Below are 25,798 nucleotides of genomic sequence, written 5' to 3'. Positions count from 1 at the left end.
CGCGCGGCAGAGATGGCACTCATCGCTCTGGCCGCCGACAAGGGATCCCCCGGGGTCACCACCGCGGCCGTCGCGCTCGCCGCCGTCTGGCCGCGGCGGGCGCTGCTCGCCGAGACCGACCCGGCGGGCGGCGACCTCGTGTACCGCAGCGCCGCCGCGCACGGCGGGCAGCTCAACCCCAACACGGGGATGCTGTCCATCGCCGCGACCGCGCGCCGCGGACTCGTACCCGACCAACTCTGGGACCACGTACAGCCGTTGAGCGGCGGGCTCGAAGTGCTCGTCGGGCTCGGGGTCGCCGAGCAGGCCGCCGGGCTCGCCGGGCTGTGGCCCACGCTCGGCCGCGCCTTCTCGCAGCTCGCCGACTCGCCGCACGCGCCCGCCGACGTCATCGCCGACTGCGGCCGGATCAGCGGCGAGACCCCGGTCACCGAACTGTTCCCGCAGGCCGCGCTCGTGCTGCTGATATCCCGTACCGAACCCGAGGCCATCGCCCGCGTACGGGACCGGGCGGCGGCGCTCTCCGCCAAGCTGCACGGCGGCACCCGCGGGGTCGCGTCCCTCGGCACCCCGCTCATCGGCGTCATCCTCATAGCCGACCCCGGCGAGTCCGCGAAGATCGTCCACCAGGTCAACGACATGCTCGTCGCCGCCCAGTCCGGCGCCCGCGTGGTCGGCACCCTGGCCCACGACCCGGCGGGCGCCGAGCAGTTGGCGGGCCGCAGGCGCGGCCGGCTCGACAAGTCGCTGCTCATCCGCTCGGCCCGCAAGGTCACCGTCGACCTCTACCAGCAGTTCGGCGCCGCCTGGGCCGTGCCCGCGGGCGGACCCGCGTCGGGAGCCGGTCGATGAGTGCCGTCGACCACCAGTTGGTCAAGCGGTTCCGGCAGGAGGCCGGCGACCGTATCGCCGAGCAGCGCCGCCTCGACCAGGTCTCGGGCGTCACGCCGATGTCCAGCGAGGACGAACGCCAGTACGCACGCGCGGTGATAGCCCAGATCCTGGAGGACTACGCCCGTACGGAGATCAACGCCGGGCGCACCCCGCTGGACGCGGAGACCGAGGAGCAGTACGCGGCGGCCGTGCACGCCGCGCTGTTCGGCGTCGGACGGCTCCAGCCGCTCCTCGACGACCCCGAGGTCGAGAACATCGACATCAACGGCTTCGACCAGGTCTTCGTCGGCTACGCCAACGGCCAGGAGGTGAAGGGCGAGCCGGTCGCCGAGAGCGACGAGGAGCTGATCGAGCTGATCCAGATCCTCGGCGCCTACTCCGGTCTGTCCTCGCGACCCTTCGACTCCGCGAACCCGCAACTCGACCTGCGGCTGCCCGACGGCTCCCGCCTCTCGGCCGTCATGGACGTCACCCGGCGGCCCGCGCTGTCCATCCGGCGCGCCCGCATGGGCAAGGTGTTCATGGCCGACCTCGTCGGCAACGGCACCATCAGCCCCGAGGTCGCGCACTTCCTCGCCTGCGCCGTACGGGCCCGTAAGAACATCATGATCGCGGGCGCCACCAACGCCGGGAAGACGACGCTGCTGCGCGCGCTCGCCAACGAGATCCCGCCGCACGAGCGGCTGATCACCGTCGAACGCGCCCTGGAGCTGGGGCTCGACACCTTCCAGGACCTGCATCCGAACGTCGTCGCGTTCGAGGAGCGGCTGCCCAACTCCGAGGGCCAGGGCACCATTTCGATGGCGGAGCTGGTCCGCAGGTCACTGCGTATGAACCCGTCGCGCGTCATCGTCGGTGAGGTCCTGGGCGACGAGATCGTCACCATGCTCAACGCGATGTCGCAGGGCAACGACGGCTCGCTGTCCACGATCCACGCCAACAGCTCCAGCGAGGTGTTCAACCGCATCTCGACCTACGCGCTCCAGGCCAACGAGCGGCTGCCCATCGAGGCCAGCCAGATGCTCGTCGCGGGCGCCGTCAACTTCGTCGTGTTCATCCAGCGGCGCAACAACTTCGAGAGCGGCGGCAGGCTGCAGCGCATGGTGACCTCGGTCCGAGAAGTCAACGGCGTCGACGGACGCGTCCTGTCCAGCGAGGTGTTCGCCGAGGCGTCGGACGGCCGGATCGTGCCGCACGCACCGATCTCCTGCATCGACGACCTCGCCGTCTACGGCTACCGGCCGTCCGGAAGCTGGGGGTGAGCACCGGCATGAGCACCGCCATCAACACGCATACGCTCGCCGCGCTGGGCTCGCTCGGCTCGATGGGCGGCCTGTTCTCGGCCCCCGTCCTGTACGGCCTCGGCTGCGGTGTCGCCGTCGGTGGTGGACTCGCGCTGCTCGTGGTCGCCGTACGCGGACTGCCCGTCAAGCCCGAGCACGAGAAGCAGAAGGCGAGCGAGCGGGCCAGTGAACTGATCCGGTTCGCGGGGCAGCGCGGCTCCCTCGCGGTCGGCGTCGGCCTCGCCGTCCTGCTGCTCACCCGGTGGGCCGTCGCCGGTATCGCGTCGGGCGTCCTCGTCTTCTTCTGGGACAAGCTGTTCGGCGGCGCGTCCGAGGAGAAGGCCGCGATGAAGCGCGTCGAGGCCCTTGCCTCCTGGACCGAGTCGCTGCGCGACACCATCGCCGGAGCCGTCGGCCTGGAGCAGGCCATTCCGGCATCCGCGCGCGCCGCCGCACCCGTCCTGCGCCCCCATCTGGACGCGCTGGTCGACCGGTTGCGCTCCCGCACCCCGCTGCCGGACGCGCTCCAGCAGCTCGCCGACGAGATCGACGACGCGTCCGCCGACATCATCGTCGCCGCGCTCATCCTCAACGCCCGGCTGCGCGGCCCCGGTCTGCGCCAGGTGCTCGGCGCGCTCGCCAAGTCGGCGCGCGAGGAGGTCGACATGCGGCAGCGGGTCATGGCCCAGCGCGCCTCGACCCGGCGCTCCGTACAGATCGTCGTCGCCGTCTCGGTCGCCTTCGTGCTCGGTCTGTCGATCTTCAACCGTGACTTCGTGGAGCCCTACGGCACCGCGGTCGGACAGCTCGTCCTCGTCTGTGTCTGCGGCCTGTTCGCGCTCGGCTTCTGGTGGCTGCGGAAGCTGTCCACCATCGAGACGCCCGAACGGTTCCTGGTGCACGACGAGTCGGCGGTCCAGTTCGTCCGGCCGCGCTCACCGCACGCGGCGCAAGGCCCGCAGGGCCCGCAAGGCCCGCAAGGTCCGCCGACCGGTCCCGCCGGTCCCTCCGAGAGCGAAGGGGCGGTACGCCGATGAGCCTGACCATGCCGATCGTCATAGGCGCCGTCCTCGGCCTGGGCGTCTTCGCGCTGATCCGCGCCCTGATGCCGTCGAAGCGCAGCGCGGTCGCCACGGTGGCCCGTATCGACGCGATGCGGGCGCGCGGAGCGGCGTACGAGTCGTCGCACCGCACCGCCGACCAGGACTCCGGGCGGTTGGCGGGCGTACGGTCCCAGGTGGGCAACCGGGTCGCCGAGTTCTACCTCCAGCAGGGCTGGGAACAGCGGTCGCTCCGGGCCGACCTGGCCGTCCTGGACCGGAGCTGGGAACGCTTCCTCGCGACGAAGGTGCTCCTCGCCGCCGCCGGACTGTTCTTCGGCCCCTTCCTGTTCGCGGTCGTGTGGACGCTCGGCTTCGGCAGCAGCCCGGTCATCCCGGTGTGGCTGGCCCTCGTCTTCGCGCTCCTCTTCTTCTTCCTGCCCGACCTCGAAGTACGGCGCGACGCGGCCGACAAGCGGCGCGATCTGCGCCGGGTCATCGGCGCCTATCTGGACCTGGTGTCGATGAGCCTGGCCGGCGGGCGCGGGCTGCCCGAGGCGCTGATGGCGGCGGCCGAGGTGTCCGACGGCTGGGCGACGCACCGGATCCGCAACGCGCTCGCCGACGCGCGGATCACGGGCATCAGCCAGTGGCAGGCGCTCGGCTCGCTCGGTGAGGAACTGGGCGTCGAGGAACTGAAGGACCTGTCCGCGTCGCTGGCGCTGGTCGCGGACGACGGAGCGAAGGTACGTGAGTCGCTGGCCTCGCGTGCGGAGACGATGCGGCATCGCGAACTCTCCGAGATCGAGGGCAGCGCGGGCGAGAAGTCCCAGTCGATGCTGGTGGCGCAGCTCCTGCTGTGCGCCGGCTTCCTGGTCTTCCTGATCTTTCCGGCGGCGGTGCGCGTGTTCCAGGTGTGAGGCCGCGTGGGTGTTCCGGGTATGCAGGGGGGATGTCCGGCACGCGGTCCCCGGTCGGCCCGTACGGACCGTTCCGTACGATCCGGGCCGACCCGTCCGATCCGATCCGTTCCGATGCGATGCGATCCGGCGCCGGCCGGCGAGAACTGTCCGATCCGAGTGAACCGTGCCCCCATCCCCCCGTCTTCTTCTCGAATTCTTGAAAGGACTGAGCAATGAACGGACGGCGCTTCAGCCACCCGACTGTGGACTTCCTGATCACTTTTCTCCAGGGCCGAGTGCGGCGGGCCCGCTCCGGCGAACTCGACCGCGGCGCGTCCGCCGTCGAGTGGGTCATCATCTCGGCGGTCGTGGTCGCGATCGTCGGCGTGGTCGCCGCGATCATCAACGCCGCGCTGAGCGACGGCGCCAACAAGGTCGGCGACTGCATCAAGGGCGCCAACCAGAGCGGTACTTGCTGAGACCGGAGGCGAAAGGGACCGTGGTGCGGCGCGTGCGGACGTGGGTACGCCGCCGGGTGGAGGCAGCCTCCACCCGGGGCGAATCCGGCATGACCGCGATCGAGTTCGTGCTGCTCACCCCCGTCCTCTTCTTCATGATCTTCGCGACGGTGCAGTTCGGTCTGTACTTCTTCGCCGACCACGTCGCGCAGGCGGCGGCCCAGGCGGGCGCCCGCAAGGCGCGGGCCACGGCGGACGAGAACCCCGGCGCGTGGCGCGGCCAGGCGCGGGACGTGGTCGACAGCTATATCCAGCAGCTCGGCCCGCAGTTGGTCCTCTCGCCCCGCGTGACGACGCTCCAGCCGGAGCCGAACACGGTCGGCGTGGAGATCACGGCACGGGTGCCCACGGTGTTCCCCGGCCTGGATCTGACGGTGCACGCGCAGTCGTCGGGGCCGGTGGAGCGGTTCGTGGAAGAGGGGGGTGGGTGATGCGGGACCGTATCGCCAAGGGGGCGCCGGGAGACTGGGCCCGCCGGAGATTTTCCAGGGACGGCGACCGGGGGATCTCGACCATCGAGGTGGTGATCCTCGCCCCGGTGATGATCCTCTTCATCCTGGTCCTGGTCGCCTTCGGCCAACTCGTCGACGGACGCGGCGCGATCGACGGCGCGGCCAGGGACGCGGCACGGGCCGGCTCGATCCAGAAGGACCACGCGACGGCGATGGCGGAGGCGAAGAAGGCGGCGAACGCCGACCTGGAGGACGTCTGCTCCGGCCCGGTGAATGTGGAGCAGACCAGTTCCGGCTTCGCCCCCGACACCCTCTTCACCGTCGAGGTCAGCTGTGAGGTACGGGGCTTGGCGATGCTGGGCCTGGACATCCCGACCACGCTGAGCGCGAGTTTCAGCTCGCCGCTGGACCCGTACCGGAGGTCGGCGTGAGACCCGTAGTACGGGGGAGGCGGGCAGGCGCGTTCGGTACGTGGCTCGCGGCGCGCAAGGACCGTCTTGACGACCGAGGTTCGGGCGCCGGCGCGGTCATCATCTTCGCCCTGGTCTTCCTCTCCCTGTCGGCGTTCGTGATCGACGGCGGTCTGTCCATCTCCAAGCGGGAACGCGCCGCGGACATCGCCGAGCAGGCCGCGCGGTACGCGGCACAGGACGTCGACACCGCGGGTCTGTACGAGGGGGCCGAGGGCGCGCCGATCAACTACCAGAACTGCGGGGCGCGCGTGCAGGCGTTCGCCCGGGAGATGGGGATGACCGGCGCGGACATCGCGGCGAGCCACTGCGTGGCGGCCGGCGCCCAGCAGGTCGAGGTGGAGATCCAACTCACGTACGACCCGGTGTTCACAGGGGTGTTCTACGGCGGGTCGGTCGTGGTGCGGGGCCGCGCGGTCGCGGAGAACCAGGTGGGATGACGGAGTCGGCCCCCGCCCCCGGCTGACCGGCACTCACCCCCGGCTCCCCGGCCCTCACTTCTCCTCCGTCTTCACGCCCTCCGACACATCCTTGGCGAGCTGGTCGTCCAGCTTCTTGAACTCGCGTACCACGGCGTCCGACATGTCGGCGAGCGCGGTGAGTTGCTGCGAGATGTCCTCGCGGCCGTCCTCCCAGCCGGACTCGAAGTCGTCCAACGCGTCGTACACCCCTTTGTCCCCGAGGTCGTCCTCGTACGACTGGAAGAGCTTCTTCGTGCCGTTCAACCGGGTCTTGATCGACCTCAGCCGTCCCCCGTAGTCCTCCAAGTCGCTGAGCGGCAGCGCGAGATCCGGCTTCCCCATGTCAGGTCCCCCTCCTGGCGTCGGCGGGCGGTCAGCCCCTTCGTGAAGGGTACGACCCGGCACCGACAGCGGGCGAGAGCGCCGGGCGGCCGAGGGGAGTGGCCGAGGAGAGTGGCCGAGGGGGAGTGGGAACCGTGCCGGAGCCCCCTGGCGTGGTTGGGGATGAATCGTGAAAGGGGGGCCGGAAATGCGGACCGGGAATCCGGAGCAAGCTGGCAAAAGGGCACTTGTCGCAGGTCGGTGGGGTGTCTGGTCTTCGACACCGTCCGTACCATCTCAGTAGTCTCGCCCGAACGTCTCGCGGCACCCCCGCACCCCGTACCCCCGCACCCCGTACCCCCTTACGTCTCGCCCCCCAGAGGACACCAGGAACCCGCCATGGCGCGCAGCACCTCCAGCTCGACGGGATCGAACAGCCGGCGCACTCCGCAGCCGCTGCCGCGGCAGCGGTCGGCCGGGGACTTCGTGAAGGCGTTCTTCGCGTTCGTCGCGCTGCTCGGTCTGGTCGTCGCGGTGCCCGTGGCGCTCGCGACGCTGCTGGATTCGCCGCTGCCCAGCGGTGCGCCGTCCATGGACTGGCTCCAGCAGGAGATCACGGTCGACACCTTCATCAAGGTGCTCACCGCCGTCGTGTGGCTGGCCTGGGCGCAGTTCACGGCGTGTGTGCTGGTCGAGGTGAAGGCGGCGGTCTCCGGGGTCGGGGTGCCCGGCCGGGTACCGGGCTCCGGCCCCAGCCAGTTGCTCGCCCGGCAACTCATCGCCGCGCTCCTCCTGGTGACCGCGACCGCCGCGAGCTTCGCGCCCGGCCTCTCGCAGCTCGGGCAGTCGCTCGAAGGCAACCAGAAGGCGCCGTCGGCCGCCGCGCAGCAGACGCCGGGCGGCCTCTTCGGGCAGGAGCAGCAGTCCGCGGCCCAGACCGCGAGCGCCATCGCCGAGCAGGCGGAGAACGCCTCCGCGCAGGCCGAGGCGGCGGGCGGCAGCACCGCCAAGGACGGCGACACCAAGTACTACCGGATCCAGCCGCCCGAGGGCCGCCACCACGACTCGCTCTGGGAGATCGCCGAGCGCCACCTCGGCGACGGCCGCCGGTACAAGGAGATCTACCAGCTCAACAAGGACCGGGTGCAGCCCGACGGTTCGCGGCTCTCCGAGGCCAGTCTGATCCGGCCGGGCTGGATCATGGAGATGCCCGCCGACGCCCGTGGCGGCGACCTCGTGGAGATGCCCGACGAGGCGCCGAAGGTCTCCGAAGAGGTGCAGCGGCAGATATCCGACTACGCCAAGTCCGGCGACCACCAGCAGGGCGCGGGGCAGCAGGGCGGCGGTCAGCAGGGTGGCGGGCAGAAGGGCGGCGGGTCCGTCGACCGGGACACCGCGCACATCTCCATACCCGCGCAGCGCCCGGCGGACCGCGACGGACAGGGTCAGCAGGGCGACCAGCAGGCGCCGCCCGCGCAGGCGACCCCGGCCGCCGAGAGCGACGGCTTCTCGTTCGGTCTGCCCGAGGCCCTGATCGGCGCCCCGCTGCTCGCGGCGGGGCTCCTCGGCGCCCTGGGGCGCAGGCGCCGGGCCGCGCTCTGGCAGTCCGCGATGGGCGCGATAGGCGGGCGGCGCGGCATGGAGCCGCCCACGCCGACCGGCGCCGCCGCCGACGCGCAGGACGCGCTCCTCATCGGCGCCGACCCCGAGGGCGTACGCCTCCTCGACCGCTCGCTGCGCGGCCTCGCCGCCGCGCTCGGCGAGCAGTCACGGCCGCTGCCGACCGTGTACGCGGCGTGGCTCAGCAACGGCGATCTGCACCTCCAGCTCGCCCAGCCCGCCGGAAAGCCGCCGACGCCGTGGCAGCTCGGGCAGGACCAGACGTTCTGGATGCTGGCCCGCGCCGACGGCGAGCAGTACGAGGACGTCGACACCGCGGCGCCCTACCCGGGCCTCGTCAGCCTCGGCACCCTGGACGACTCGCGGCTCCTGATGAACCTGGAGTCGGTGCCCGGCATCGTCTCGCTGAGCGGCACCGAGCAGGACCGCGCCGCCGTCTTCGCCTCCGTCGCCGCCGAGTTGGCGACCAACGGCTGGTCGGACCGGATGACCATCACGCTCGTCGGCTTCGGCCAGGACCTCACCCCGCTCGCGCCCAACCGGCTGCGCCACCTCGACGACATCGAGGCCCTGATCGAGACGATGGAGGCCGAGACCCGGCAGCGGCGCGGCGCGCTCGGCGCCGCCGGACACGACTCGGTCCTCACCGGCCGTACGGGCCCCGCGCAGCACACGCGCTGGGCCCCGCACCTGGTGCTCCTGGCCGCCGAGCCCGACGCCGACGACGCGATCAAGCTCGCCGAACTCGCCGCCGACGCAAGCCGCCTCGGCATCGGCTACCTCGTCGGCACCGAGAGCGGCGATCTGCCGGGCGCCGCCTGGCAGATGGAGATCACCACCGAGGGCAAGCTCCTCGCCCCGCTCCTCGGCCTCGAACTCGACGCGCAGCGGCTGCCGATGGAGCAGCAGCGGGCCGTGGTCGACCTGTTCTCGGACGCCGACCCGGAGCCCTCGTCGGCGGGCGGCCCGGCCACCCGGCCGCCGTTCCTCGTGGACGTCAGCGAACAGGGCAGGCCCGCCGTGTACGCGCGGCTGGTCGGCCCGTACGAGATCATCGGCCTGGAGGCGCCCGACGGGGACCGCAGCCCGCTGATGCACGAGGCGCTGGCGCTGCTCCTGCTGCACCGCGAGGGCGTCCACCCGCGCGTGCTCGCGTCGGCGCTCTGGCCGCGCGGGGTCACCGAGGACGTACGGGACGCGCTGGTCGAACGCCTGCGGACCTGGCTCGGCACCGACCCGGACGGCACCGCCCGCCTCGGCACGGACGACACCGGCCGGCTCACCCTCGCCAGGACCGTCGTGTCCGACCTGGACGTCCTGCGGTCGCTGTACCACGAGGCGACGCAGGGCCGCGGGGCCGGCAGCAGGCAGGTACGCGGACGGCTGCTCACGGACGCGCTCGTCCTCGTACGGGGGCCGCTGCTCGCCGACCGGGCGGCCGGGCGGTACGGCTGGCTCACGCACGAGATCATCGACGCACAACTGCCGCTGCTCGTGGCGGACATCGGGCTCGCGCTCTCCGCCTTCCACCTGGAGCGGGACCGGGCCGAGAAGGCGATCGAGGCCCTGACCGCGGCGCTCGGCTCCGCGCCGGGCGACGAACGCCTGTGGAACGAGCTGCTGAGGGCGACGCACGCGACGGGCGACGACGAGCAGTTGAAGCGGGTCGCGGCGGACCTGGTGGCGAGGAGCGGCGCCCGGGGCGTGCCCCCCAGAACGGAAGCCCTGCTCGACGAACTCCTCCCGACATGGCGCTCAGCAGTGACAGCCGTGAGCTGACGCCTTGTGGATCTCGATGCCTGGTTGATCGTCTGCTCGGCTCTATGGGGCCTGTGCGCAGGGACGCTCGTGCCCAGAGCCGCGTACCGCCTCTCCGTGCCGCCCGAGGAGGACTGGCGTACCACCTGCCCGGAAGGGCACCCGCTGGGGAGCTGGCTGGGCCGCGCCCGGTGTGCATCGGGCGACCGGTTCGGCCCCGGCACGACAGGGGTGGCCCTGGCCACCGCCCTCGTCACCGCCACCCTCGCCGCCGCGACCGGCGCCCGCCCCGAACTCCCCGTCTGGCTGCTCCTCGCCCCCGTCGGCGTCCTCCTCGCCGTGGTCGACTTCTCCGTCCAGCGCCTCCCCGACGTCCTCACCCTCCCCCTCGCCGCCGCCGCGCTCACCCTCCTCGGCGCCGCCGCCCTGCTCCCCGAACACGCCGGCACCTGGCTCACCGCCCTCTACGGCGCCCTCGCCCTCGGCGCCGGCTACTTCGTCCTGTTCCTCATCAACCCGAACGGCATGGGCTTCGGCGACGTCAAACTCGCCGTCGCGCTCGGCGCCGTACTCGGCTGGTACGGCTGGCCGGTCCTGCTGCTCGGCACCTTCGCCGGATTCCTGTTCGGCGCGCTGTACGGGATGGGGCTCGTGGTGGTGCGGCGGGCGGGGCGCAAGACGTCGATGCCGTTCGGCCCGTTCCTGCTCGGCGGCGCCTTCGTGGGGCTGGTACTCGGCGCGTACGGGGCCTGACGACCGCGCCGATGACGCCTGGCGTCGGGGTGCGGGAGAGGCTGGCGTACGCTGGATCGGTCCGTCCGCACCCTTAGGAAAGGGACCTCCCGGTGACCGAGAAGGCCGACCTTCAGTCCGTCCTCGACCGTGCCGCCGCCGGTGGGCGGATCACCCCCGAAGAGGCCCTCGACCTCTACCGCGACGCCCCGCTGCACGCCCTGGGCGCGGCGGCCGACGCGGTACGCCGCCGCCGGTACGCGGGCACCGAGCACATCGCCACGTACATCATCGAGCGGAACATCAACTACACGAACGTCTGCGTGACGGCGTGCAAGTTCTGCGCCTTCTACGCCGCTCCGAAGGACACCGCCAAGGGCTGGACCCGCGACCTCGACGACATCCTGCGCCGCTGCGCGGAGACCGTGGAGCTGGGCGGGACGCAGATCATGTTCCAGGGCGGGCACCACCCGGACTACGGCGTCGAGTACTACGAGAAGCACTTCGCGGCGATCAAGAAGGACTTCCCGGACCTCGTCATCCACTCGCTCGGCGCGTCCGAGGTCGAGCACATGGCCCGGATCTCCGGTGTCTCCGTCGAGGAGGCCATCACCCGCATCCACGCCGCCGGACTCGACTCCTTCGCGGGCGCGGGCGCCGAACTGCTGCCCGCGCGCCCGCGCAAGGCCATCGCCCCGCTCAAGGAGTCCGGCGAGCGCTGGCTGGAGATCATGGAGACGGCGCACGGCCTGGGCGTCGAGTCCACGTCCACGATGCTGATGGGCACCGGCGAGACCAACGCCGAGCGCATCGAGCACCTGCGGATGATCCGTGACGTACAGGACCGGACGGGTGGCTTCCGGGCCTTCATCCCGTACACCTACCAGCCCGAGAACAACCACCTGAAGGGCCGCACCCAGGCGACGCTCTTCGAGTATCTGCGGATGATCGCCATCGCGCGGCTCTTCTTCGACAACGTCGCCCACATCCAGGGCTCCTGGCTCACCACCGGCAAGGAGGTCGGCCAGCTCTCGCTGCACTACGGCGCGGACGACCTCGGGTCGATCATGCTGGAGGAGAACGTCGTCTCGTCGGCCGGCGCCAAGCACCGGTCGAACCGGATGGAGATCATCGACCTCATCCGCAAGGCGGGGCGGGTACCGGCGCAGCGGGCCACGACGTACGAACACCTCGTCGTGCACGACGACCCGGCGAACGACCCCGTGGACGACCGGGTGCAGTCCCACATCTCGTCCACCGCCATCGCGGGCGGCACCGCGCACCCCGAGCTGAAGCTGCTCGCCTCCAACTGACGCGACCGAGCTGACGGGCGGCCTTGTCGTGCTGACGATTCACACCGCCGACGCCGTACGGGTCGCCTGGGACGCGGAGCCTCTGGCCGGGGCCGCCGTGGCCGTACGGGGTGACCGGATCGCCGGGATCGGGGCGCTCGGCGCGCTGCGGGAGCGGTTTCCGGGGGCGCGGGTGCGGGAGTGGGGCGGGGTGCTCGGACCCGGGCGGGTGCACGTGGGGGCGCTGCCGGACGCGCCGACGCCTCGGGAGCGGGTGCATCTTCTTTTGCGGGCGGGGGTGGTGGGGGTGGTCGGTGAGTACGTGGAGTCGGCGGCCGTGAGGTCTGCGGTCGAGCGGGGCGGGTTGCTGGTGCTCGGGCCGTCGGAACCCGGGCCGGTTCTTGCCGAGGGCGGGCGGGCCGATCTGGCCGTTCTTGATGAGGGTGGAGGGTGCGTGGCGACGGTGTGCGCGGGGCGACTCGTGCACCGGCTTCGCTAGCCGGAGAGGTCAACCGGCGAGGTCAGCCGGAGAGGGCTCGGGCGAAGGCGCCCCGCTCCTGCAACACCCCGCTGCACGTCGTCGAGGAGCGGGTCGCTGCTCCGTTGGTGCACTGGTGGTCTCTGAAGGTGGACCAGGAGGAGAGCCAGGCCAAGTTCTTCTGCTTGGCGAAAGCGCGGAAACGGGTCGCGTCCGTGAGGGTGAACGTCTCGCCCTGTACGTCGTTGACGCCGAGCATGACCGTCACCGCGAGCCGCTGCCACGCGTCCGGGTCCGACAGGCCGAAGACGGAACCGATCTGGGCCTGGGCCGCGGTCGCCGCGGTGATCGCGTAGTCGCCCATGTCGCCGGTGTAGGACGTGCCGTAGTTCATCGCCAGGACGTTGACCGCCGCGATGTCCACGCCGTGGTCGTCGGCGGATTCGAGGAGCGCGACCCCGTCCGGTTCCAGGCCGGTCGGCAGCGCGGGCAGGCTGAACGACACCTTCAGATCGCGCCGCTCCTGCAACTGCGCGATGGCCTCCAGACGGCGCGTGACCGAGACCGGGTCGGAGAGGTTCGCGCCCTTGACGGCGAAGTCGGCCTCCGTGGCGTCGGCGTTGTCCAGCGCGCGTGCGTAGGCGTCGGCGAGCGCGGACGGGCTCTCGCAGGCCAGCGCCAGTTCGGTGCCGTCCGCGCCGCCGAAGGAGACCCGTACGGCACGGCCCGGCGCGGTCAGTTCGCGGATACGGGCCGACACCGCCGGATCGTCCACGGCGGCGCTCCCGCCCCACTGGGGCGTGCAACTGGCCCGGTCCGCCACGACGAAGGCCAGGTTGTACGCGGCGGGGGAGCCCGCGGTGTCCGTGTCGGCGGCGGTCGTGGCGCTGACGTACGGGGTGTACGGCGGTCCCGTGGGCCTCGCGGACGCGCCGATTCCGGGGGTGCGGGTCGGGTTCGCGGTGCGGGCGCCGACCGGGCCCGGCGGCCAGGGCGACGAGCATCCCGTCAGGGTCAGCGCACCGGCGCAGACGAGTCCGGCGGCCGATTTCAGAAGAGTCCGCAGAGTCCGCACCGTGCTGACATCCGTTCCTGAGTCGTCCGTTTTCTGGCTCTTTTCTGGCCTTTTCCGGCCATGGAACGGAATGTCTCACATTCGGCACGCCTCGGGTCGCCTACGAACCGCCTCCGGGTCGCCTCCGGACGGGCGCCGGGAGGCCCTGCGCGGCCGGTCCGGTGCCCCCTGCCACAATGGGCGGGTGACCCGCGCATCCCTGGACAAGCAGCCGCACGAAGTCGCCTCGATGTTCGACGACGTGGCCGAGAAGTACGACCTGACCAACGACGTGCTGTCGCTCGGCCAGGACCGGGTCTGGCGGAAGGCGGTCGCGAAGGCCGTCGACGCCCGGCCCGCGCAGAAGGTCCTCGACCTCGCCGCCGGGACCGCCACCTCGTCGCTGCCCTTCGCGCAGACCGGCGCCTATGTCGTGCCGTGCGACTTCTCCCTCGGCATGCTCCAGGTCGGCAAACGGCGGCACCCCTGGATGCCGTTCACGGCGGGCGACGCGACCAGGCTGCCGTTCAAGGACGACACCTTCGACGCCGTGACCATCTCCTTCGGGCTGCGCAACGTCCAGGACACGGACACCGCGCTGCGCGAGCTGTACCGGGTGACGCGGCCCGGCGGACGGGTCGTGATCTGCGAGTTCTCGCATCCGACCTGGGCCCCCTTCCGTACCGTCTACACCGAGTACCTGATGCGCGCCCTGCCCCCGACGGCCCGCGCGGTCTCCTCCAACCCCGACGCGTACGTCTATCTCGCCGAGTCCATCCGCGCCTGGCCCGACCAGCCCGCGCTCGCCGCGCGGCTGGTGGAGGCGGGCTGGTCGAAGGTGGCGTACCGGAATCTGACCGGCGGGATCGTGGCGCTGCACCGGGGGTTCAAGCCGGCGGAGTGACGCGGGCGGCCGTACGTGGATGAGTTCTCCACGGAACTTCCTTGAACGGAACCCTGTTTGACGGGAACCGGTCACGTGGATGCGGTGTCCGAGGGTTACGTGACGTCGTACTGCCCGCACTGCGGGTCACCCTCGCCGGACGAAGCCCGTTTCTGTATGCGGTGCGGTCGTGAGCGGGTGCCGACGGTGCCGAAGGTGCCGGAGGTGCCGGAGGGCGCTCCTCCGGTGCCGGGTGTCCCGCCGCCTCCCGCCCACATCCCCGGTCCCGCCCGGCCCTCGCCCGTCGGGGCCTTCCTCGGGCGGGCGGTTCGCGGGGACTGGGCCGGGGCCGCGCGGGCCGCGCTCTGGCCCGTGGGGCTGCTGGTGCTCGCGGCCCTCGCGCTCGCCGTCCCGTCGTACGGGCAGGGCGACCACGTCCTCGTCGGATTCGCCGACCGGACACGGATCGCGCTCGCGCTGCTGCTCCAGGGGCTCGGCGGCGGGTTGTCGATCCGGGAGAGCCGGGTCTTCGGGGAGTCGCCGGGCAGCCCCTACGGGCCCGGTTACGGCGATGGCCTCGGGCACGGAGGCGGTGGGGGACCCGCGGAGGGCGGCTCCTTCTCGGTGATTCCGCTGACTGTGACGGCGCTGTGGCTGCTCGCGCTGTACATCGGCGTACGCGTGCTGCGGAACCGGAATCTCGCGCGCCGCTCCTTCGGTGTCCCGGGTCACCCGGGCGTCCCAGGGCGTACGGAAGGGCTCGAAGCCGCCGTCCGGGTAACCGTGACGGTGACCGTCGCCGTCCTGGCCCTCGCCCTGTTCGCGCAGCCCTCGGTCGCCGGCGTGGACATCTCGTCCGCACCCTTGCTCGCCACGCTCGGCGCCCTGCTCCTGTCCCTGGTCGTCGCCTGTGCCGTCCTGTGCGGCGCCGATCTCGCCCCCTGGCTCGCCGCCCGGCCCGGCGTCCACGCGCTGGTCCGCGCCACCGGTACGGGGCTGCGGGCGCTCGGCGCGGTCCTGGTGCTCTGCTCGGTCGTCGCGTTCGTGGTCCTCGCCCAGGACGACGAATGGTCGAGCGCGTCCGACTTCGACGGCAGCGGGGTCTCGCCGCTCGTCGTCGCGCTCCTCGTCCTGCCGAACCTGGCCGTCGGCCTGCTCGGAATCTCCTGGGGCGCCCCCGTGGAGGCCGAAGTGCGCGGTGCCTCGGCGTACGGCGAGCGCGGCTACGAGCACGAGTCGTTCGGGCTCTCCGCGCTCGGCGACGCCTGGGGCGCGTGGGCCGTCGTGGGCGCGCTGGCGCTCGGCGCGATCTGCGTGCTCACGCTCGGCGCCCTGGCCGCGCGCCGCTCGGCCGACCTGCGGGAGCGGTTTCTCGCCGGAGGCGTGTTCCTGGGCGTGTTCCTGCTGCTCGCCGGGGTCGGCGGGCTCGGGACCGAGACCAGCGATGCGACCGGTCTGATCGGTGTCGGCGGCACGGTCGACGTGGGCACGAGCGTGTCGGACGCGCTGCTGTTCGGGCTGGCGTGGGTCGGGGGCGGGGTGCTGCTGGGGCGGTTCGTGGTGTTGGGGCGGTTCGTGGCGCCGCTCGGGTCTCCGGTGCCGCCGACCGGGCCCGTGCCGCCCGGGACTCCCGTACCTGACGCTTCCGTACCGCCCGACGCCTACGTACCAACCGTCACTCACCTACCACCCGCCACCCACACTCCACCCGTCACTCACACACCACCCGTCACTCCTGCCCCGTACACCCTCGACCCCGTCCACCTGAGCACCGGACCTCAGAGCCCCGGGCCGTCCCGGCCTGCTCGTACCGGTGTGTGGGCCGCCACCGTCGCCGGGGCGCTCCTCGTCGGAGGCGGTGCCGCTGCCGGGGTGCTGGTGTGGCAGGACCGGGGCGGCGACGACCCCAGGCCCCGGACCGAGGAGTCCCACAGCGCCGATGTGTCGCGGGATCCGACCGGTACCGAGCGTCTGCCGGTCGACCCCACCGGGGAGTTGACCGCCGGCACGGATGCCGCCGGCCCCTCCGAGTCCGCCGACGCGGCGGATGCCGCCGCGCCCGAGGGGTACCGACGGGTCACCGACCCCTTCGGTTTCTCCTTCGCCGTCCCGGACGTCTGGACCCGCCAGGGCGTGAAGTACGGCAGCCAGGTCACCTACGCCGGGTCGACAGGGCTGGAGAGTTTCACCGTCGGCGTCATCCCGGACGCGGGCTACTCCTCGTACGACAACTTCCTGAAGATGGAGGCGCTCGCGAAGAAGAACAAGAGCGACTACCGGCGTCTGGGGCTGTCGAAGAACAGCTTCCAGGGGCGTGCGGGCGCCGTCTGGGAGTACACCTACACCGACGAGGCCGGGCAGAGCGTCCACTGCAAGGACCAGGGGTATGTCGCCGCGGACGGTACCGAGTACGCCGTCCTCCTCACCGGCCACGACGACCTGTGGGACAGCGACCTGGCCGCCACCTTCCGTACCGCCCTGGACTCCTGGCGGCTCACGGACCCGTCGTGAGCGGCTGGAACTCACCGGGAGTCGTACCGCGCTCACCGGTCTCGTCGATCTCGCGGCGCACTCCGCCCGGCGGCGGGATCGGGACGCGCGGCTCGCGGACGCCCGCGCCGCCGTCGCCCTCGTCGGGGCCGAGGTCGAACCACACGGTCACCACCGCGCCGCGCGGCACCTCGGTATCGGGCGGCGGGTACTGGCGTACGACGTAGTCGACGACGACGCGTGCGAAGTTCGGGCGGTCGGGCGCGGCGAGCAGCACGCCGCGCGCCGCGGCGGTCTCCCGGGCGTCCATCGCCATCAGGCCGACGAACCGCGGTACCCGCACTTCCGGTGTCTTGGGTGTAAAGCGCACGGATTCACCCCCAGCAATACCGGCAAGGGTAGCCCTCCGCACCGGTCCGCCGGAACTGTCGCGACGTCCGGTGCGCGGGCCACCACGCCCCGTACCTGAACGGTTCAACGGTTCACCCGGCTCGGGCGGTCACCGGTCCGGTCACAGGTCCAGCCGGTAGCAGTGGCCGGTCCGCTCCGACTGCGGTGCCGTGAACGTCTCCGCCAGCTCCATGCCCAGCCGCCGCGTCACCGCGATGGACCGTTCGTTGCGCGCGTCGACCATCGCCACGACACTGCGGACACCCGCCGCCCGTACCCGCTCCAGGGTCGCGTGCGCCGCCGCCGTCACATACCCCTGCCCCCAGTACGCGCGCCCCAGCCGCCAGCCGATCTCGATCTCGCCCGCGGGACCCCAGGCGTGCGGCCACGGCTGCGCGCCGGTGAATCCGATGATCTCCCCACCGTTCCCTCCGCCGTTTTCTCCGCTGCTCTCCCCGTCCGCCGCCCCGCTCGGGCCCCTCGCGCCGAGCATCGTCCACAGGCAGAAGCCGTGTTCGGCGTCGTGCCGGCGCTGGCGTGCCGTCAACTCCTCGTAGACCGAAAGCTCCGCGGACCTGCCGCCGTGGAACTCCATGACGTCGGGGTCGTCGAAGACGCGGTGCCAGGCGAAAGCGTCCTCGTCGGTGGGGACACGCAGCTGTACGGCGGGGAGTGCTCGGCTCACAGGGCAGCCCTTCAGCTAGCTGATCAGTACCGCCTCATAGACTGCACACGTCCCGTGCCGTCGGCACGCTGATTACGAGTCTTGGGGAGAACCCGCCGTGACCGAGCCCCTCTCCGCACCCCGCTCCTCCGAACCCCTTGCCTCGGAACATCGGGCGGATGTGATCGTCGTCGGGGCCGGGCCGGCCGGATCGACGACGGCGTACTACCTCGCCAAGGCCGGCCTGGACGTCCTGCTGCTGGAGAAGACCGCCTTCCCGCGCGAGAAGGTGTGCGGGGACGGCCTCACGCCGCGCGCCACCAAACAGCTGGTCGCGATGGGTATCGACATCTCCGAAGAGGCCGGCTGGCTGCGTAACAAGGGTCTGCGGATCATCGGCGGCGGTGTCCGCCTCCAGCTCGACTGGCCGGATCTCGCCTCCTTCCCTGACTACGGACTCGTCCGCAAGCGCGACGACTTCGACGAGCAACTCGCCCGCCAGGCCCAGAAGGCGGGCGCGCGCCTGTACGAGCGGTGCAATGTCGGCGCCCCGATCACCGACGAGCGCACCGGCCGTATCACGGGTGTCCACGCCAAGCTCGGCGAGGAGAAGAAGCCCGCCACTTTCCACGCCCCGCTGGTCGTCGCCGCCGACGGCAACTCCACGCGCCTGTCCCTCCAGATGGGCCTGCACCGCCGCGAGGACCGCCCGATGGGCGTCGCGGTCCGCACGTACTTCACCTCGCCCCGGCACGACGACGACTACCTGGAGTCCTGGCTGGAGCTGTGGGACCGGCGCGGCCCGCAGGACCGGCTGCTGCCCGGGTACGGCTGGATCTTCGGCATGGGCGACGGCACGTCCAACGTCGGGCTCGGCGTCCTCAACACCTCCGCCGCGTTCAAGGAACTCGACTGGCGCGAGGTGCTCAAGGCGTGGTGCGCCTCGATGCCGGAGGAGTGGGGGTACACCGAGGAGAACATGACGGGGCCGATCCGCGGCGCCGCGCTCCCCATGGCCTTCAACCGCCAGCCGCACTACACGAAGGGCCTGCTCCTCGTCGGTGACGCGGGCGGCCTGGTGAACCCGTTCAACGGTGAGGGCATCGCGTACGCCATGGAGTCGGGGCAGATCGCCGCCGACGTCATCGTGCAGGCCCACGCCCGTGCGACCCCCGCGCAGCGCGAACTCGCCCTGCACCGCTACCCGAAGGTCCTCAAGGACACCTACGGCGGCTACTACACGCTGGGCCGCGCCTTCGTGAAGCTCATCGGCAACCCGAAGATCATGAAGCTCGCCGCGGAGCGCGGTCTGACCCACCCGATGCTGATGCGCTTCACGCTCAAGATGCTGGCCAACCTGACGGACCCGACGCACGGCGACGTCAGCGACCGGATCATCAACGTGCTGAGCAAGGTGGCTCCGAAGGCGTGATCGTTCGAGGCCGGGTCGCGCGGCACAAGGCCGAGCGGCCCGGCGTACACGGTTGCACGCTCAGACGTTGACGATCTTCACGTGCGGCGAGCCCGGAAGTTCCTCGGCAGCCTTGCAGAGGGCCGGGATGTGCGACTTGTCGGATGTGACGAGCAGCACCGGGGGTGTGCAGAGCGCGGCCGTGGCCACCACGAGTGCGTCCACGAGGCATTCGTGTCCGTCAAGGCCCGAGGTGTCCAGCAGTTGTGCCGCGGCGTCCATCACCGCGTCGCTGACCGGTTTCACGTCGAAGCGTGACAGTAGGTACTGCAGCCGCTTGGCGGCCTCTCCGCTTCGGCGGACTTCCAGGGGTGTCAGGGCGGACAGCGCCACTCGTCGGCCACTGCGCTGAGCGACCTCGACGCGCGCCCGCATCCCCTCGTCGCCGTCGACGTGCAGCGAGAGCCCTTGGGCGTCCAGGACGAGCGTGCCCTCGCTCTTGGCCTTGATCTTGAGGCGCTTGCTCACCACTCCTGTTCCGCCTGCCGCCGCGCTTCGGCGGAGACAGGGCCGAACGCCTTGCGGTCGGCGGCCACGACCTCGCGGAGCTTTTGCGCGGCGAGCCACTCCTCCAGGGCTTCGGCCACAACGGAGGAAAAGCCGTTCTTGCCGGTGCGCTCTTCGACTTCCTTGATCAACGATTGCGCCAGCGACACGGATCTCTTACCGGCCCGCTCGGCGGCCTGATGGGCTGCGTGGCTGCTCATATCCAAAACGTAACACCACTGGTAGGAAATTTCTTGGCCGATGGCGGCTCGCGCGGGCTGAGCTTCCCCGACTCGTACAGCAACTGCTCCTACGAGACGGTGTCGGACGGCTCCCTGCTGCGCCAGGGCACGACCGCCATCTGCACCTTCCCCGGCACCTTCAAGGCGGGCGCCGCCTATGAGGTCACGGAGCCCGTCCGGGCGAAGAGCGCCGATTTCGCCCTGTTCGACATCTTCAACTACGGTTTCTCGGCGGTCTCGCCGCAGCAGGCCAAGGCCCTGCGGTCCGCCAAGGACTACCGGCCCGGCACCGGACCCGTCCTCGGTCTGAAGGAGGTCCAGGGCACCGAGCCCGGCGACTACACCCGGTACGCCGAAATGGACTTCCCCACCAACAACACCTACGACCTGGCGGTGACCGGCGCCTCGGGCAAGGGTGACGTGGGGGACACCGTCCCGGTGACGGTCGGTTTCCGCAACAAGGGGGCCGCCTGGATCAGCACGCTGCGCTCCGGCGGTGAGCCGATCGCCTTCACCATCAAGGTTCCCCAGGGCGCGAAGGCCACCAAGAGCCCCGACCGGTGCACGTACACCACGTTGAACGACGGTGAGCGGGGCTACCTCTGCTGGGTCGACACCCCGCTCCTGGAGGACGCGTCGCTGACCTTCCCCTTCGAGTTCCGTATCGACAAGGTCGTGAAGAACGCCAAGGGCAAGGTCGGGCTCCCCGGCTGGGAGGACCCCCGGGAGACCGACAAGTCCAACAACACCGCGTGGATCGTCCTCAACCCGACGGACGACGGAACGGGCACCGGGGGCGGCGACACGTCCGGGGGTGCGACGGACGGCGGGACGACCGGCGGCTCAACGGGCGGCGGCGACGAGGGTGGCTCTGCCTCCGGTGGTACTTCGGGTTCCGGTTCCACTTCCGGTTCCGGCGCGGGTACGGACTCGGGCGGCGGTCTCGCGCTCACCGGCGCCGGTGGCGTCCTGCTGATCGGCGCGGGTGCGCTGCTCGCGGCGGGTGTGGGCACGGCCTTGTTCGCCGTGAACCGCCGCCGGGCCGGCACGGGGACCCCGGCCGCCTGATCCTTCGCACGATCACCGAGGGCCGTCCTTCCCGCTGGGGAAGGACGGCCCTCGGTGTCTGTTCTGTTCTGTGATCAGAGGACGCGGATGGCGCCGCTCGCCGGGTAGCCCGACAGATCCTGCACGACCACGCCCTTGGCAGGGTTGGCCGCGTCGAGGTACTGGCCGTTACCGATGTACACACCCGTGTGGTACGCGGAACCGGCGCCGCCCCAGTAGAGGATGTCGCCGACCTGGAGGTTGGACGTACCGACCTGCGTACCCGCCGTCGACTGCTGCTGCGAGGTGCGCGGCAGGCTCACGCCGGCCTGCTGGAACGCGGCCTGGACTAGGCCGGAGCAGTCCCAGGAGTTCGGTCCGGTGCCGCCCATGACGTACGCGTCACCGAGCTGCGCCTTCAGGAAGCTGATGACGGCCGCGACGCTGCCGCTGGAGGGCACGGAGACCTGGCTGCCCTTGGCGGCGGCGGACGGGGCCGCGGGGGCGCTCAGCGTGGTGCGCTCGGCGGTGCGCGACGCGCGCTCCTCCGCGGCCCTGCGCTCCGCCTCGGCCTTGGCCTTCTTCTTGGCCTCCGCCTTGCGTTCGGCGTCCGCCTGGTCCTTCTTGGCCTGCTTCGCGGCTTTCGCGGTGGCCGCGTCCTGCTCGGCCTGGAGTTCGTAGGAGACCGCGGCGAGCTGGGTGGCGCTCGCGGAGTGGGCGACCTGGACGGCCAGATCGGCGGTGAGCGTGGGCAGTTCGATGGTCTCGGTCACGGGCTCGGCGGCGTTCGCCGGCCCGGCCGCACCGGCCACTGCCAGGGTGCTGAGGACGCCACCGGCAACTCCGGCGCGCAGTGCGAGCTTCGAGCCACTGCGGCGGGGCTTCCGGTGGCTGGGTATGTGAGCGGTGTGGGACATGGGACAACCGGTATCAGGGGGTCGCCGTTACCTTCAAGAAACGTGTGCTGCGCCACAGTTGGCTCACAGGTTGGTTGAATCCCGGGCGTGTCGCTCTTTATTGACGCCGTAACGGGCAATGCGGACATGGGTGATCATGCCTGTGATCATGGGCTTTCTGATTTACGTCCGAATTGCCCTGCACTTACCACCCGTTGACACAGATGGCCAAGCCCCGCATTCCCGGATCTTCACAGGTGTGGCACAGGTCACGGAACGGTCTCACGATGTGCTGCGTCCTTGTTGGGTTCCGCGGTGCGGGTGACCCTGGTGGCGCGCGGGGGTGGCGCGACGGGTCCGTTCGGGTGTCGTCGGGGTGGCTTCCCGGGTGTCGGCAGGTGTCGATCGGAGTCGTCGGGTGTCGTCGGATGCCGTCGGCTGCCGCCGGGTCTCGTCGCGCGCGGCGGATCGCTCGTGAATGTGTGCACACGCGCAAGTCGTCCACACCTGTCCCCCCGGCTCCCCCCGAGGTGTGAACGGACTCCTCTATCAGGGCCACGCGTCCAGCGCCAATTTGCCTCCGACTCTCGCCCCTTGATAGTGCGAAACGTCATCTACCAGGGGTAATGAGGGAAGTTGTCGCGTCTGGTGACCGCTCGGGCGCTTCGCGTACGAAGGCCGTCGGCCCGCCGAGCCCATGATCCGAGGCCGGGTGGTGGAGATCACAAGGACGATCAAGGACCCCGTGTCGCAGATCACAGACCCTCAGGCATAGGATGCACGGCAGTTGGGCTTGTGACCTGCTTCACATGAGCACGATCTTCAGAGCCGCGATGATCTACGAGATGGTCGGGGCCCGTGGGATCCATGGGATGTGTGGGGCGGGTGAGTTCAACCCGCCGTAGCAGTCAGTGCCGACTGAGAGGAGCGAGGAGCGGTGAACGCGTATGCGCCCATCCTCGTACTGGGAGCCCTCGGGGCAGGCTTTGCGATCTTCTCCGTGGTCATGGCCACGCTAATCGGTCCAAAGCGGTACAACCGGGCAAAGCTAGAGGCGTACGAGTGCGGTATCGAGCCGACGCCGACACCGGCCGGCGGTGGACGATTCCCGATCAAGTACTACCTGACGGCGATGCTCTTCATCATCTTCGACATCGAGATCGTCTTTCTGTACCCCTGGGCCGTCACCTTCGACGCCCTGGGGCTTTTCGGGCTCGTGGAGATGTTGCTCTTCGTGCTCACCGTCTTTGTCGCATACGCGTATGTATGGCGGCGCGGCGGCCTGGAATGGGACTGAGAACCCGCGAGGGATAGAGGGGTCTAGGGGCCACCAATGGGACTCGAAGAGAAGCTGCCGAGCGGTTTTCTGCTGACCACCGTCGAACAGGCCGCGGGCTGGGTGCGCAAGTCATCCGTCTTCCCGGCCACCTTCGGCCTGGCCTGCTGTGCCATCGAGATGATGACGACCGGCGCGGGTCGCTACGACCTCGCCCGGTTCGGCATGGAGGTCTTCCGCGGCTCACCGCGCCAGGCCGACCTGATGATCGTGGCCGGCCGTGTCAGCCAGAAGATGGCGCCCGTGCTGCGGCAGGTGTACGACCAGATGCCGAACCCGAAGTGGGTCATCTCCATGGGCGTCTGCGCCTCGTCGGGCGGCATGTTCAACAACTACGCGATCGTCCAGGGCGTCGACCACATCGTCCCCGTCGACATCTACCTCCCGGGCTGCCCGCCACGCCCCGAGATGCTGATCGACGCGATCCTCAAGCTGCACCAGAAGATCCAGACCTCGAAGCTCGGGGTGAACGCCGAGGAGGCGGCCCGCGAGGCGGAGGAAGCGGCGCTCAAGGCCCTTCCGACCATCGAGATGAAGGGGCTGCTGCGGTGAGTGAGCAGAACGGTGTGAACCCCGACAAGGACATCAACGCCGAGAACCTCCCCGGTCAGCGGGGCGACCACGGCGAGGAGATCCGCGTCCAGCGCGGCATGTTCGGCGCCGACAACGGCGGCGACACCTCCGGCTACGGCGGACTCGTCCGCTCCATCCGGCTCCCCGGCGCCGCCTCCCGCCCCTACGGCGGCTGGTTCGACGAGGTCGCCGACGAGCTGGAGGGCGCCCTGGAGGAACAGGGCCTCGTCCCCGAGAACGCCCTCGCCAAGACGGTCGTCGACCGCGACGAGATCACCTTCCACGTGGAGCGTGAGTACCTCGTCCGCGTCGCCCAGACCCTCCGTGACGACCCGGCGCTCCGCTTCGAGCTGTGCACCGGCGTCAGCGGTGTGCACTACCCCGGCGACAAGGGCCGCGAGCTGCACGCCGTCTACCACCTGCGCTCGATCACCCACAACCGGCTGATCCGCCTGGAGGTCTCCGCCCCCGACGCCGACCCGCACGTCCCCTCACTGGTCCCCGTCTACCCGACGAACGACTGGCACGAGCGCGAGACGTACGACTTCTTCGGCATCGTCTTCGACGGCCACCCCGCGCTGACCCGGATCATGATGCCGGACGACTGGCAGGGCTTCCCGCAGCGCAAGGACTACCCCCTCGGCGGCATCCCCGTCGAATACAAGGGCGCCCAGATCCCGGCTCCGGACCAGCGGAGGTCGTACTCCTGATGACCACTCCATCTGCATCGCCCCGCGAGACGACCGAGGGGACCGTCTACACGGTCACCGGCGGGGACTGGGACGAGGTCGTCCAGTCCGCCGCCAAGGCCGACGACGAGCGCATCGTCGTCAACATGGGCCCCCAGCACCCCTCCACCCACGGAGTGCTCCGCCTCATCCTGGAGATCGACGGCGAAACGGTCACCGAGGCCCGCTGCGGCATCGGCTATCTGCACACCGGCATCGAGAAGAACCTCGAATACCGTACGTGGACACAAGGCACCACCTTTGTGACGCGCATGGACTACCTGACGCCGTTCTTCAACGAGACCGCCTACTGTCTCGCCGTCGAGAAACTTCTCGGCATCGAGGACGAGATCCCCGACCGCGCGACCATCATCCGGGTGCTCCTCATGGAGCTGAACCGGATGTCCTCGCACCTCGTGGCCATCGCCACCGGCGGTATGGAACTCGGCGCCACCACGATCATGATCTACGGCTTCCGTGATCGTGAACTCATTCTCGACATCTACGAACTCATCACCGGCCTGCGCATGAACCACGCGTACATCCGGCCCGGCGGGATCGCCCAGGACCTGCCGCCCGGCGCGGTGGACCAGATCCGCGAGTTCATCAAGCAGATGGGCAAGAACCTTCCCGAGTACGACAAGCTCGCCACCGGGAACCCCATCTTCAAGGCCCGTATGCAGGACATCGGCTATCTCGACCTGGCCGGCTGCATGGCCCTCGGCGCCACCGGACCCATCCTGCGCTCCGCCGGCCTCCCGCACGACCTGCGCAAGTCCCAGCCGTACTGCGGCTACGAGACCTACGACTTCGACATCCCCACCGCGGACACCTGCGACTCCTACGGCCGCTTCCTGATCCGCCTGGAGGAGATGCGGCAGTCGCTGCGCATCGTCGAGCAGTGCCTGGACCGCCTGGAGCCGGGCCCGGTCATGGTCGCCGACAAGAAGATCGCCTGGCCCGCCCAGCTCGCCCTGGGCCCGGACGGGCTCGGCAACTCCCTCGACCACATCAAGAAGATCATGGGCACCTCGATGGAGGCCCTGATCCACCACTTCAAGCTGGTCACCGAGGGCTTCCGGGTCCCCGCCGGACAGGTGTACACCGCCGTCGAGTCCCCCAAGGGCGAACTCGGTGTGCACGCCGTGTCCGACGGCGGCACCCGCCCCTTCCGGGTCCACTTCCGCGACCCGTCCTTCACCAACCTTCAGGCCATGGCGGCGATGTGCGAGGGCGGCCAGGTCGCCGACGTCATCGTCGCCGTGGCGTCCATCGACCCCGTGATGGGAGGCGTCGACCGGTGACAGCCACACCTGC

27 protein-coding genes and 1 pseudogene are annotated in these 25,798 nt (G+C 70.7%); 21 read left to right on the top strand and 7 right to left on the bottom strand.

Annotated elements, in window-relative coordinates:
* Positions 1 to 12 precede the first annotated feature (12 nt).
* The 8 genes from ACIQNU_RS29755 (at position 13) to ACIQNU_RS29720 (ending at position 5,999) form a co-directional block, all read left to right on the top strand.
* Complete coding sequence (locus ACIQNU_RS29755) at positions 13 to 852, top strand: hypothetical protein (protein WP_401372291.1); 840 nt, start codon at positions 13 to 15, stop codon at positions 850 to 852.
* Positions 849 to 2,156 (top strand): CpaF family protein, encoded by a 1,308-nt coding sequence (locus ACIQNU_RS29750; protein ID WP_401372289.1) that lies wholly within the window; start codon positions 849 to 851, stop codon positions 2,154 to 2,156. Before ACIQNU_RS29755 ends, ACIQNU_RS29750 begins: the two co-directional genes overlap by 4 nt.
* 8 nt (positions 2,157 to 2,164) lie before the next feature.
* A complete protein-coding gene (locus ACIQNU_RS29745) occupies positions 2,165 to 3,214 on the top strand; it encodes a type II secretion system F family protein (protein ID WP_401372287.1) in 1,050 nt (349 codons plus the stop codon).
* Positions 3,211 to 4,137 carry a type II secretion system F family protein gene (locus tag ACIQNU_RS29740; RefSeq protein WP_401372286.1) on the top strand — a complete coding sequence of 309 codons (927 nt, stop codon included), beginning with the start codon at positions 3,211 to 3,213 and terminating at the stop codon, positions 4,135 to 4,137. Before ACIQNU_RS29745 ends, ACIQNU_RS29740 begins: the two co-directional genes overlap by 4 nt.
* Before the next feature lie 215 nt (positions 4,138 to 4,352).
* A complete protein-coding gene (locus tag ACIQNU_RS29735; protein WP_389879899.1) occupies positions 4,353 to 4,598 on the top strand; it encodes a hypothetical protein in 246 nt (81 codons plus the stop codon).
* Positions 4,599 to 4,687: 89 nt separating this feature from the next.
* Entirely contained in the window at positions 4,688 to 5,068 is a 381-nt protein-coding gene (locus ACIQNU_RS29730) for a TadE family protein (protein WP_389880941.1), read from the top strand.
* The gene (locus ACIQNU_RS29725; protein ID WP_401372283.1) at positions 5,068 to 5,520 is read left to right on the top strand and encodes a TadE/TadG family type IV pilus assembly protein; all 453 of its coding nucleotides are present in this window, start codon (positions 5,068 to 5,070) and stop codon (positions 5,518 to 5,520) included. Before ACIQNU_RS29730 ends, ACIQNU_RS29725 begins: the two co-directional genes overlap by 1 nt.
* On the top strand, positions 5,517 to 5,999 hold the full coding sequence (locus ACIQNU_RS29720; protein WP_401372281.1) for a pilus assembly protein TadG-related protein: 483 nt from the start codon (positions 5,517 to 5,519) through the stop codon (positions 5,997 to 5,999). Before ACIQNU_RS29725 ends, ACIQNU_RS29720 begins: the two co-directional genes overlap by 4 nt.
* 54 nt (positions 6,000 to 6,053) lie before the next feature.
* On the opposite strand, the gene ACIQNU_RS29715 is transcribed toward ACIQNU_RS29720, so the two are convergent.
* A complete protein-coding gene (locus tag ACIQNU_RS29715; RefSeq protein ID WP_401372279.1) occupies positions 6,054 to 6,362 on the bottom strand; it encodes a hypothetical protein in 309 nt (102 codons plus the stop codon).
* A gap of 378 nt (positions 6,363 to 6,740) precedes the next feature.
* On the opposite strand from ACIQNU_RS29715, the gene ACIQNU_RS29710 reads away from it, so the two are divergent.
* The 4 genes from ACIQNU_RS29710 (at position 6,741) to ACIQNU_RS29695 (ending at position 12,242) form a co-directional block, all read left to right on the top strand.
* Positions 6,741 to 9,740, top strand: coding sequence for a BTAD domain-containing putative transcriptional regulator (locus tag ACIQNU_RS29710; protein ID WP_401372277.1), 3,000 nt, complete (start codon positions 6,741 to 6,743; stop codon positions 9,738 to 9,740).
* A 6-nt stretch (positions 9,741 to 9,746) separates the two neighbouring features.
* Complete coding sequence (locus ACIQNU_RS29705) at positions 9,747 to 10,472, top strand: prepilin peptidase (protein ID WP_401372275.1); 726 nt, start codon at positions 9,747 to 9,749, stop codon at positions 10,470 to 10,472.
* Between the two features lie 92 nt (positions 10,473 to 10,564).
* Positions 10,565 to 11,764 carry a cyclic dehypoxanthinyl futalosine synthase gene (gene mqnC, locus ACIQNU_RS29700; RefSeq protein WP_401372273.1) on the top strand — a complete coding sequence of 400 codons (1,200 nt, stop codon included), beginning with the start codon at positions 10,565 to 10,567 and terminating at the stop codon, positions 11,762 to 11,764.
* Between the two features lie 28 nt (positions 11,765 to 11,792).
* On the top strand, positions 11,793 to 12,242 hold the full coding sequence (locus ACIQNU_RS29695; protein ID WP_401372271.1) for an imidazolonepropionase-like domain-containing protein: 450 nt from the start codon (positions 11,793 to 11,795) through the stop codon (positions 12,240 to 12,242).
* A gap of 22 nt (positions 12,243 to 12,264) precedes the next feature.
* Here ACIQNU_RS29695 and ACIQNU_RS29690 read toward each other — a convergent pair whose 3' ends face one another.
* Positions 12,265 to 13,287, bottom strand: coding sequence for a chitinase (locus tag ACIQNU_RS29690; RefSeq protein WP_401372436.1), 1,023 nt, complete (start codon positions 13,285 to 13,287; stop codon positions 12,265 to 12,267).
* A gap of 193 nt (positions 13,288 to 13,480) precedes the next feature.
* Between ACIQNU_RS29690 and ACIQNU_RS29685 the strand changes: the two genes are divergently transcribed.
* From ACIQNU_RS29685 to ACIQNU_RS29675, 3 genes and pseudogenes are all read left to right on the top strand, one after another.
* Positions 13,481 to 14,179, top strand: a complete 699-nt coding sequence (locus ACIQNU_RS29685; RefSeq protein WP_401372269.1) for a demethylmenaquinone methyltransferase — start codon at positions 13,481 to 13,483, stop codon at positions 14,177 to 14,179.
* A gap of 75 nt (positions 14,180 to 14,254) precedes the next feature.
* A pseudogene (locus ACIQNU_RS29680) lies at positions 14,255 to 14,347 on the top strand (zinc-ribbon domain-containing protein); the annotation flags it as partial.
* Between the two features lie 18 nt (positions 14,348 to 14,365).
* Positions 14,366 to 16,669 (top strand): hypothetical protein, encoded by a 2,304-nt coding sequence (locus ACIQNU_RS29675; protein ID WP_401372453.1) that lies wholly within the window; start codon positions 14,366 to 14,368, stop codon positions 16,667 to 16,669.
* Here ACIQNU_RS29675 and ACIQNU_RS29670 read toward each other — a convergent pair.
* Both ACIQNU_RS29670 and ACIQNU_RS29665 read right to left on the bottom strand, forming a co-directional pair.
* Entirely contained in the window at positions 16,653 to 17,018 is a 366-nt protein-coding gene (locus ACIQNU_RS29670) for a PASTA domain-containing protein (RefSeq protein WP_401372267.1), read from the bottom strand. The genes ACIQNU_RS29675 and ACIQNU_RS29670 overlap by 17 nt on opposite strands.
* A 141-nt stretch (positions 17,019 to 17,159) precedes the next feature.
* Positions 17,160 to 17,723 (bottom strand): GNAT family N-acetyltransferase, encoded by a 564-nt coding sequence (locus ACIQNU_RS29665; RefSeq protein ID WP_401372266.1) that lies wholly within the window; start codon positions 17,721 to 17,723, stop codon positions 17,160 to 17,162.
* A 97-nt stretch (positions 17,724 to 17,820) separates the two neighbouring features.
* Between ACIQNU_RS29665 and ACIQNU_RS29660 the strand changes: the two genes are divergently transcribed.
* Positions 17,821 to 19,134 (top strand): geranylgeranyl reductase family protein, encoded by a 1,314-nt coding sequence (locus ACIQNU_RS29660; protein ID WP_401372264.1) that lies wholly within the window; start codon positions 17,821 to 17,823, stop codon positions 19,132 to 19,134.
* 60 nt (positions 19,135 to 19,194) lie between these two features.
* On the opposite strand, the gene ACIQNU_RS29655 is transcribed toward ACIQNU_RS29660, so the two are convergent.
* The gene (locus tag ACIQNU_RS29655; RefSeq protein WP_401372263.1) at positions 19,195 to 19,641 is read right to left on the bottom strand and encodes a DNA-binding protein; all 447 of its coding nucleotides are present in this window, start codon (positions 19,639 to 19,641) and stop codon (positions 19,195 to 19,197) included.
* A complete protein-coding gene (locus tag ACIQNU_RS29650; RefSeq protein WP_146481737.1) occupies positions 19,638 to 19,880 on the bottom strand; it encodes a hypothetical protein in 243 nt (80 codons plus the stop codon). The genes ACIQNU_RS29655 and ACIQNU_RS29650 overlap by 4 nt, the downstream gene beginning before the upstream one ends.
* A gap of 33 nt (positions 19,881 to 19,913) precedes the next feature.
* On the opposite strand from ACIQNU_RS29650, the gene ACIQNU_RS29645 reads away from it, so the two are divergent.
* A complete protein-coding gene (locus tag ACIQNU_RS29645) occupies positions 19,914 to 20,969 on the top strand; it encodes a hypothetical protein (RefSeq protein WP_401372261.1) in 1,056 nt (351 codons plus the stop codon).
* Positions 20,970 to 21,043: 74 nt separating this feature from the next.
* Here ACIQNU_RS29645 and ACIQNU_RS29640 read toward each other — a convergent pair whose 3' ends face one another.
* Positions 21,044 to 21,865 (bottom strand): C40 family peptidase, encoded by an 822-nt coding sequence (locus ACIQNU_RS29640; RefSeq protein WP_401372260.1) that lies wholly within the window; start codon positions 21,863 to 21,865, stop codon positions 21,044 to 21,046.
* A gap of 916 nt (positions 21,866 to 22,781) precedes the next feature.
* On the opposite strand from ACIQNU_RS29640, the gene ACIQNU_RS29635 reads away from it, so the two are divergent.
* The 4 genes from ACIQNU_RS29635 to ACIQNU_RS29620 are packed head-to-tail and all read left to right on the top strand — an operon-like array spanning position 22,782 to position 25,785.
* Positions 22,782 to 23,141 (top strand): NADH-quinone oxidoreductase subunit A, encoded by a 360-nt coding sequence (locus ACIQNU_RS29635; RefSeq protein WP_007490928.1) that lies wholly within the window; start codon positions 22,782 to 22,784, stop codon positions 23,139 to 23,141.
* A 36-nt stretch (positions 23,142 to 23,177) separates the two neighbouring features.
* Positions 23,178 to 23,732 carry an NADH-quinone oxidoreductase subunit B family protein gene (locus ACIQNU_RS29630; RefSeq protein ID WP_301983200.1) on the top strand — a complete coding sequence of 185 codons (555 nt, stop codon included), beginning with the start codon at positions 23,178 to 23,180 and terminating at the stop codon, positions 23,730 to 23,732.
* Entirely contained in the window at positions 23,729 to 24,463 is a 735-nt protein-coding gene (locus ACIQNU_RS29625; RefSeq protein WP_401372257.1) for an NADH-quinone oxidoreductase subunit C, read from the top strand. Before ACIQNU_RS29630 ends, ACIQNU_RS29625 begins: the two co-directional genes overlap by 4 nt.
* Positions 24,463 to 25,785 (top strand): NADH-quinone oxidoreductase subunit D, encoded by a 1,323-nt coding sequence (locus ACIQNU_RS29620; RefSeq protein ID WP_401372255.1) that lies wholly within the window; start codon positions 24,463 to 24,465, stop codon positions 25,783 to 25,785. The genes ACIQNU_RS29625 and ACIQNU_RS29620 overlap by 1 nt, the downstream gene beginning before the upstream one ends.
* Positions 25,786 to 25,798: the final 13 nt, after the last annotated feature.

Source organism: Streptomyces sp. NPDC091292, from assembly GCF_044757265.1.
In the GTDB taxonomy this organism is placed as follows: domain Bacteria; phylum Actinomycetota; class Actinomycetes; order Streptomycetales; family Streptomycetaceae; genus Streptomyces.
This window is presented reverse-complemented; position numbering and strand designations above follow the sequence as displayed.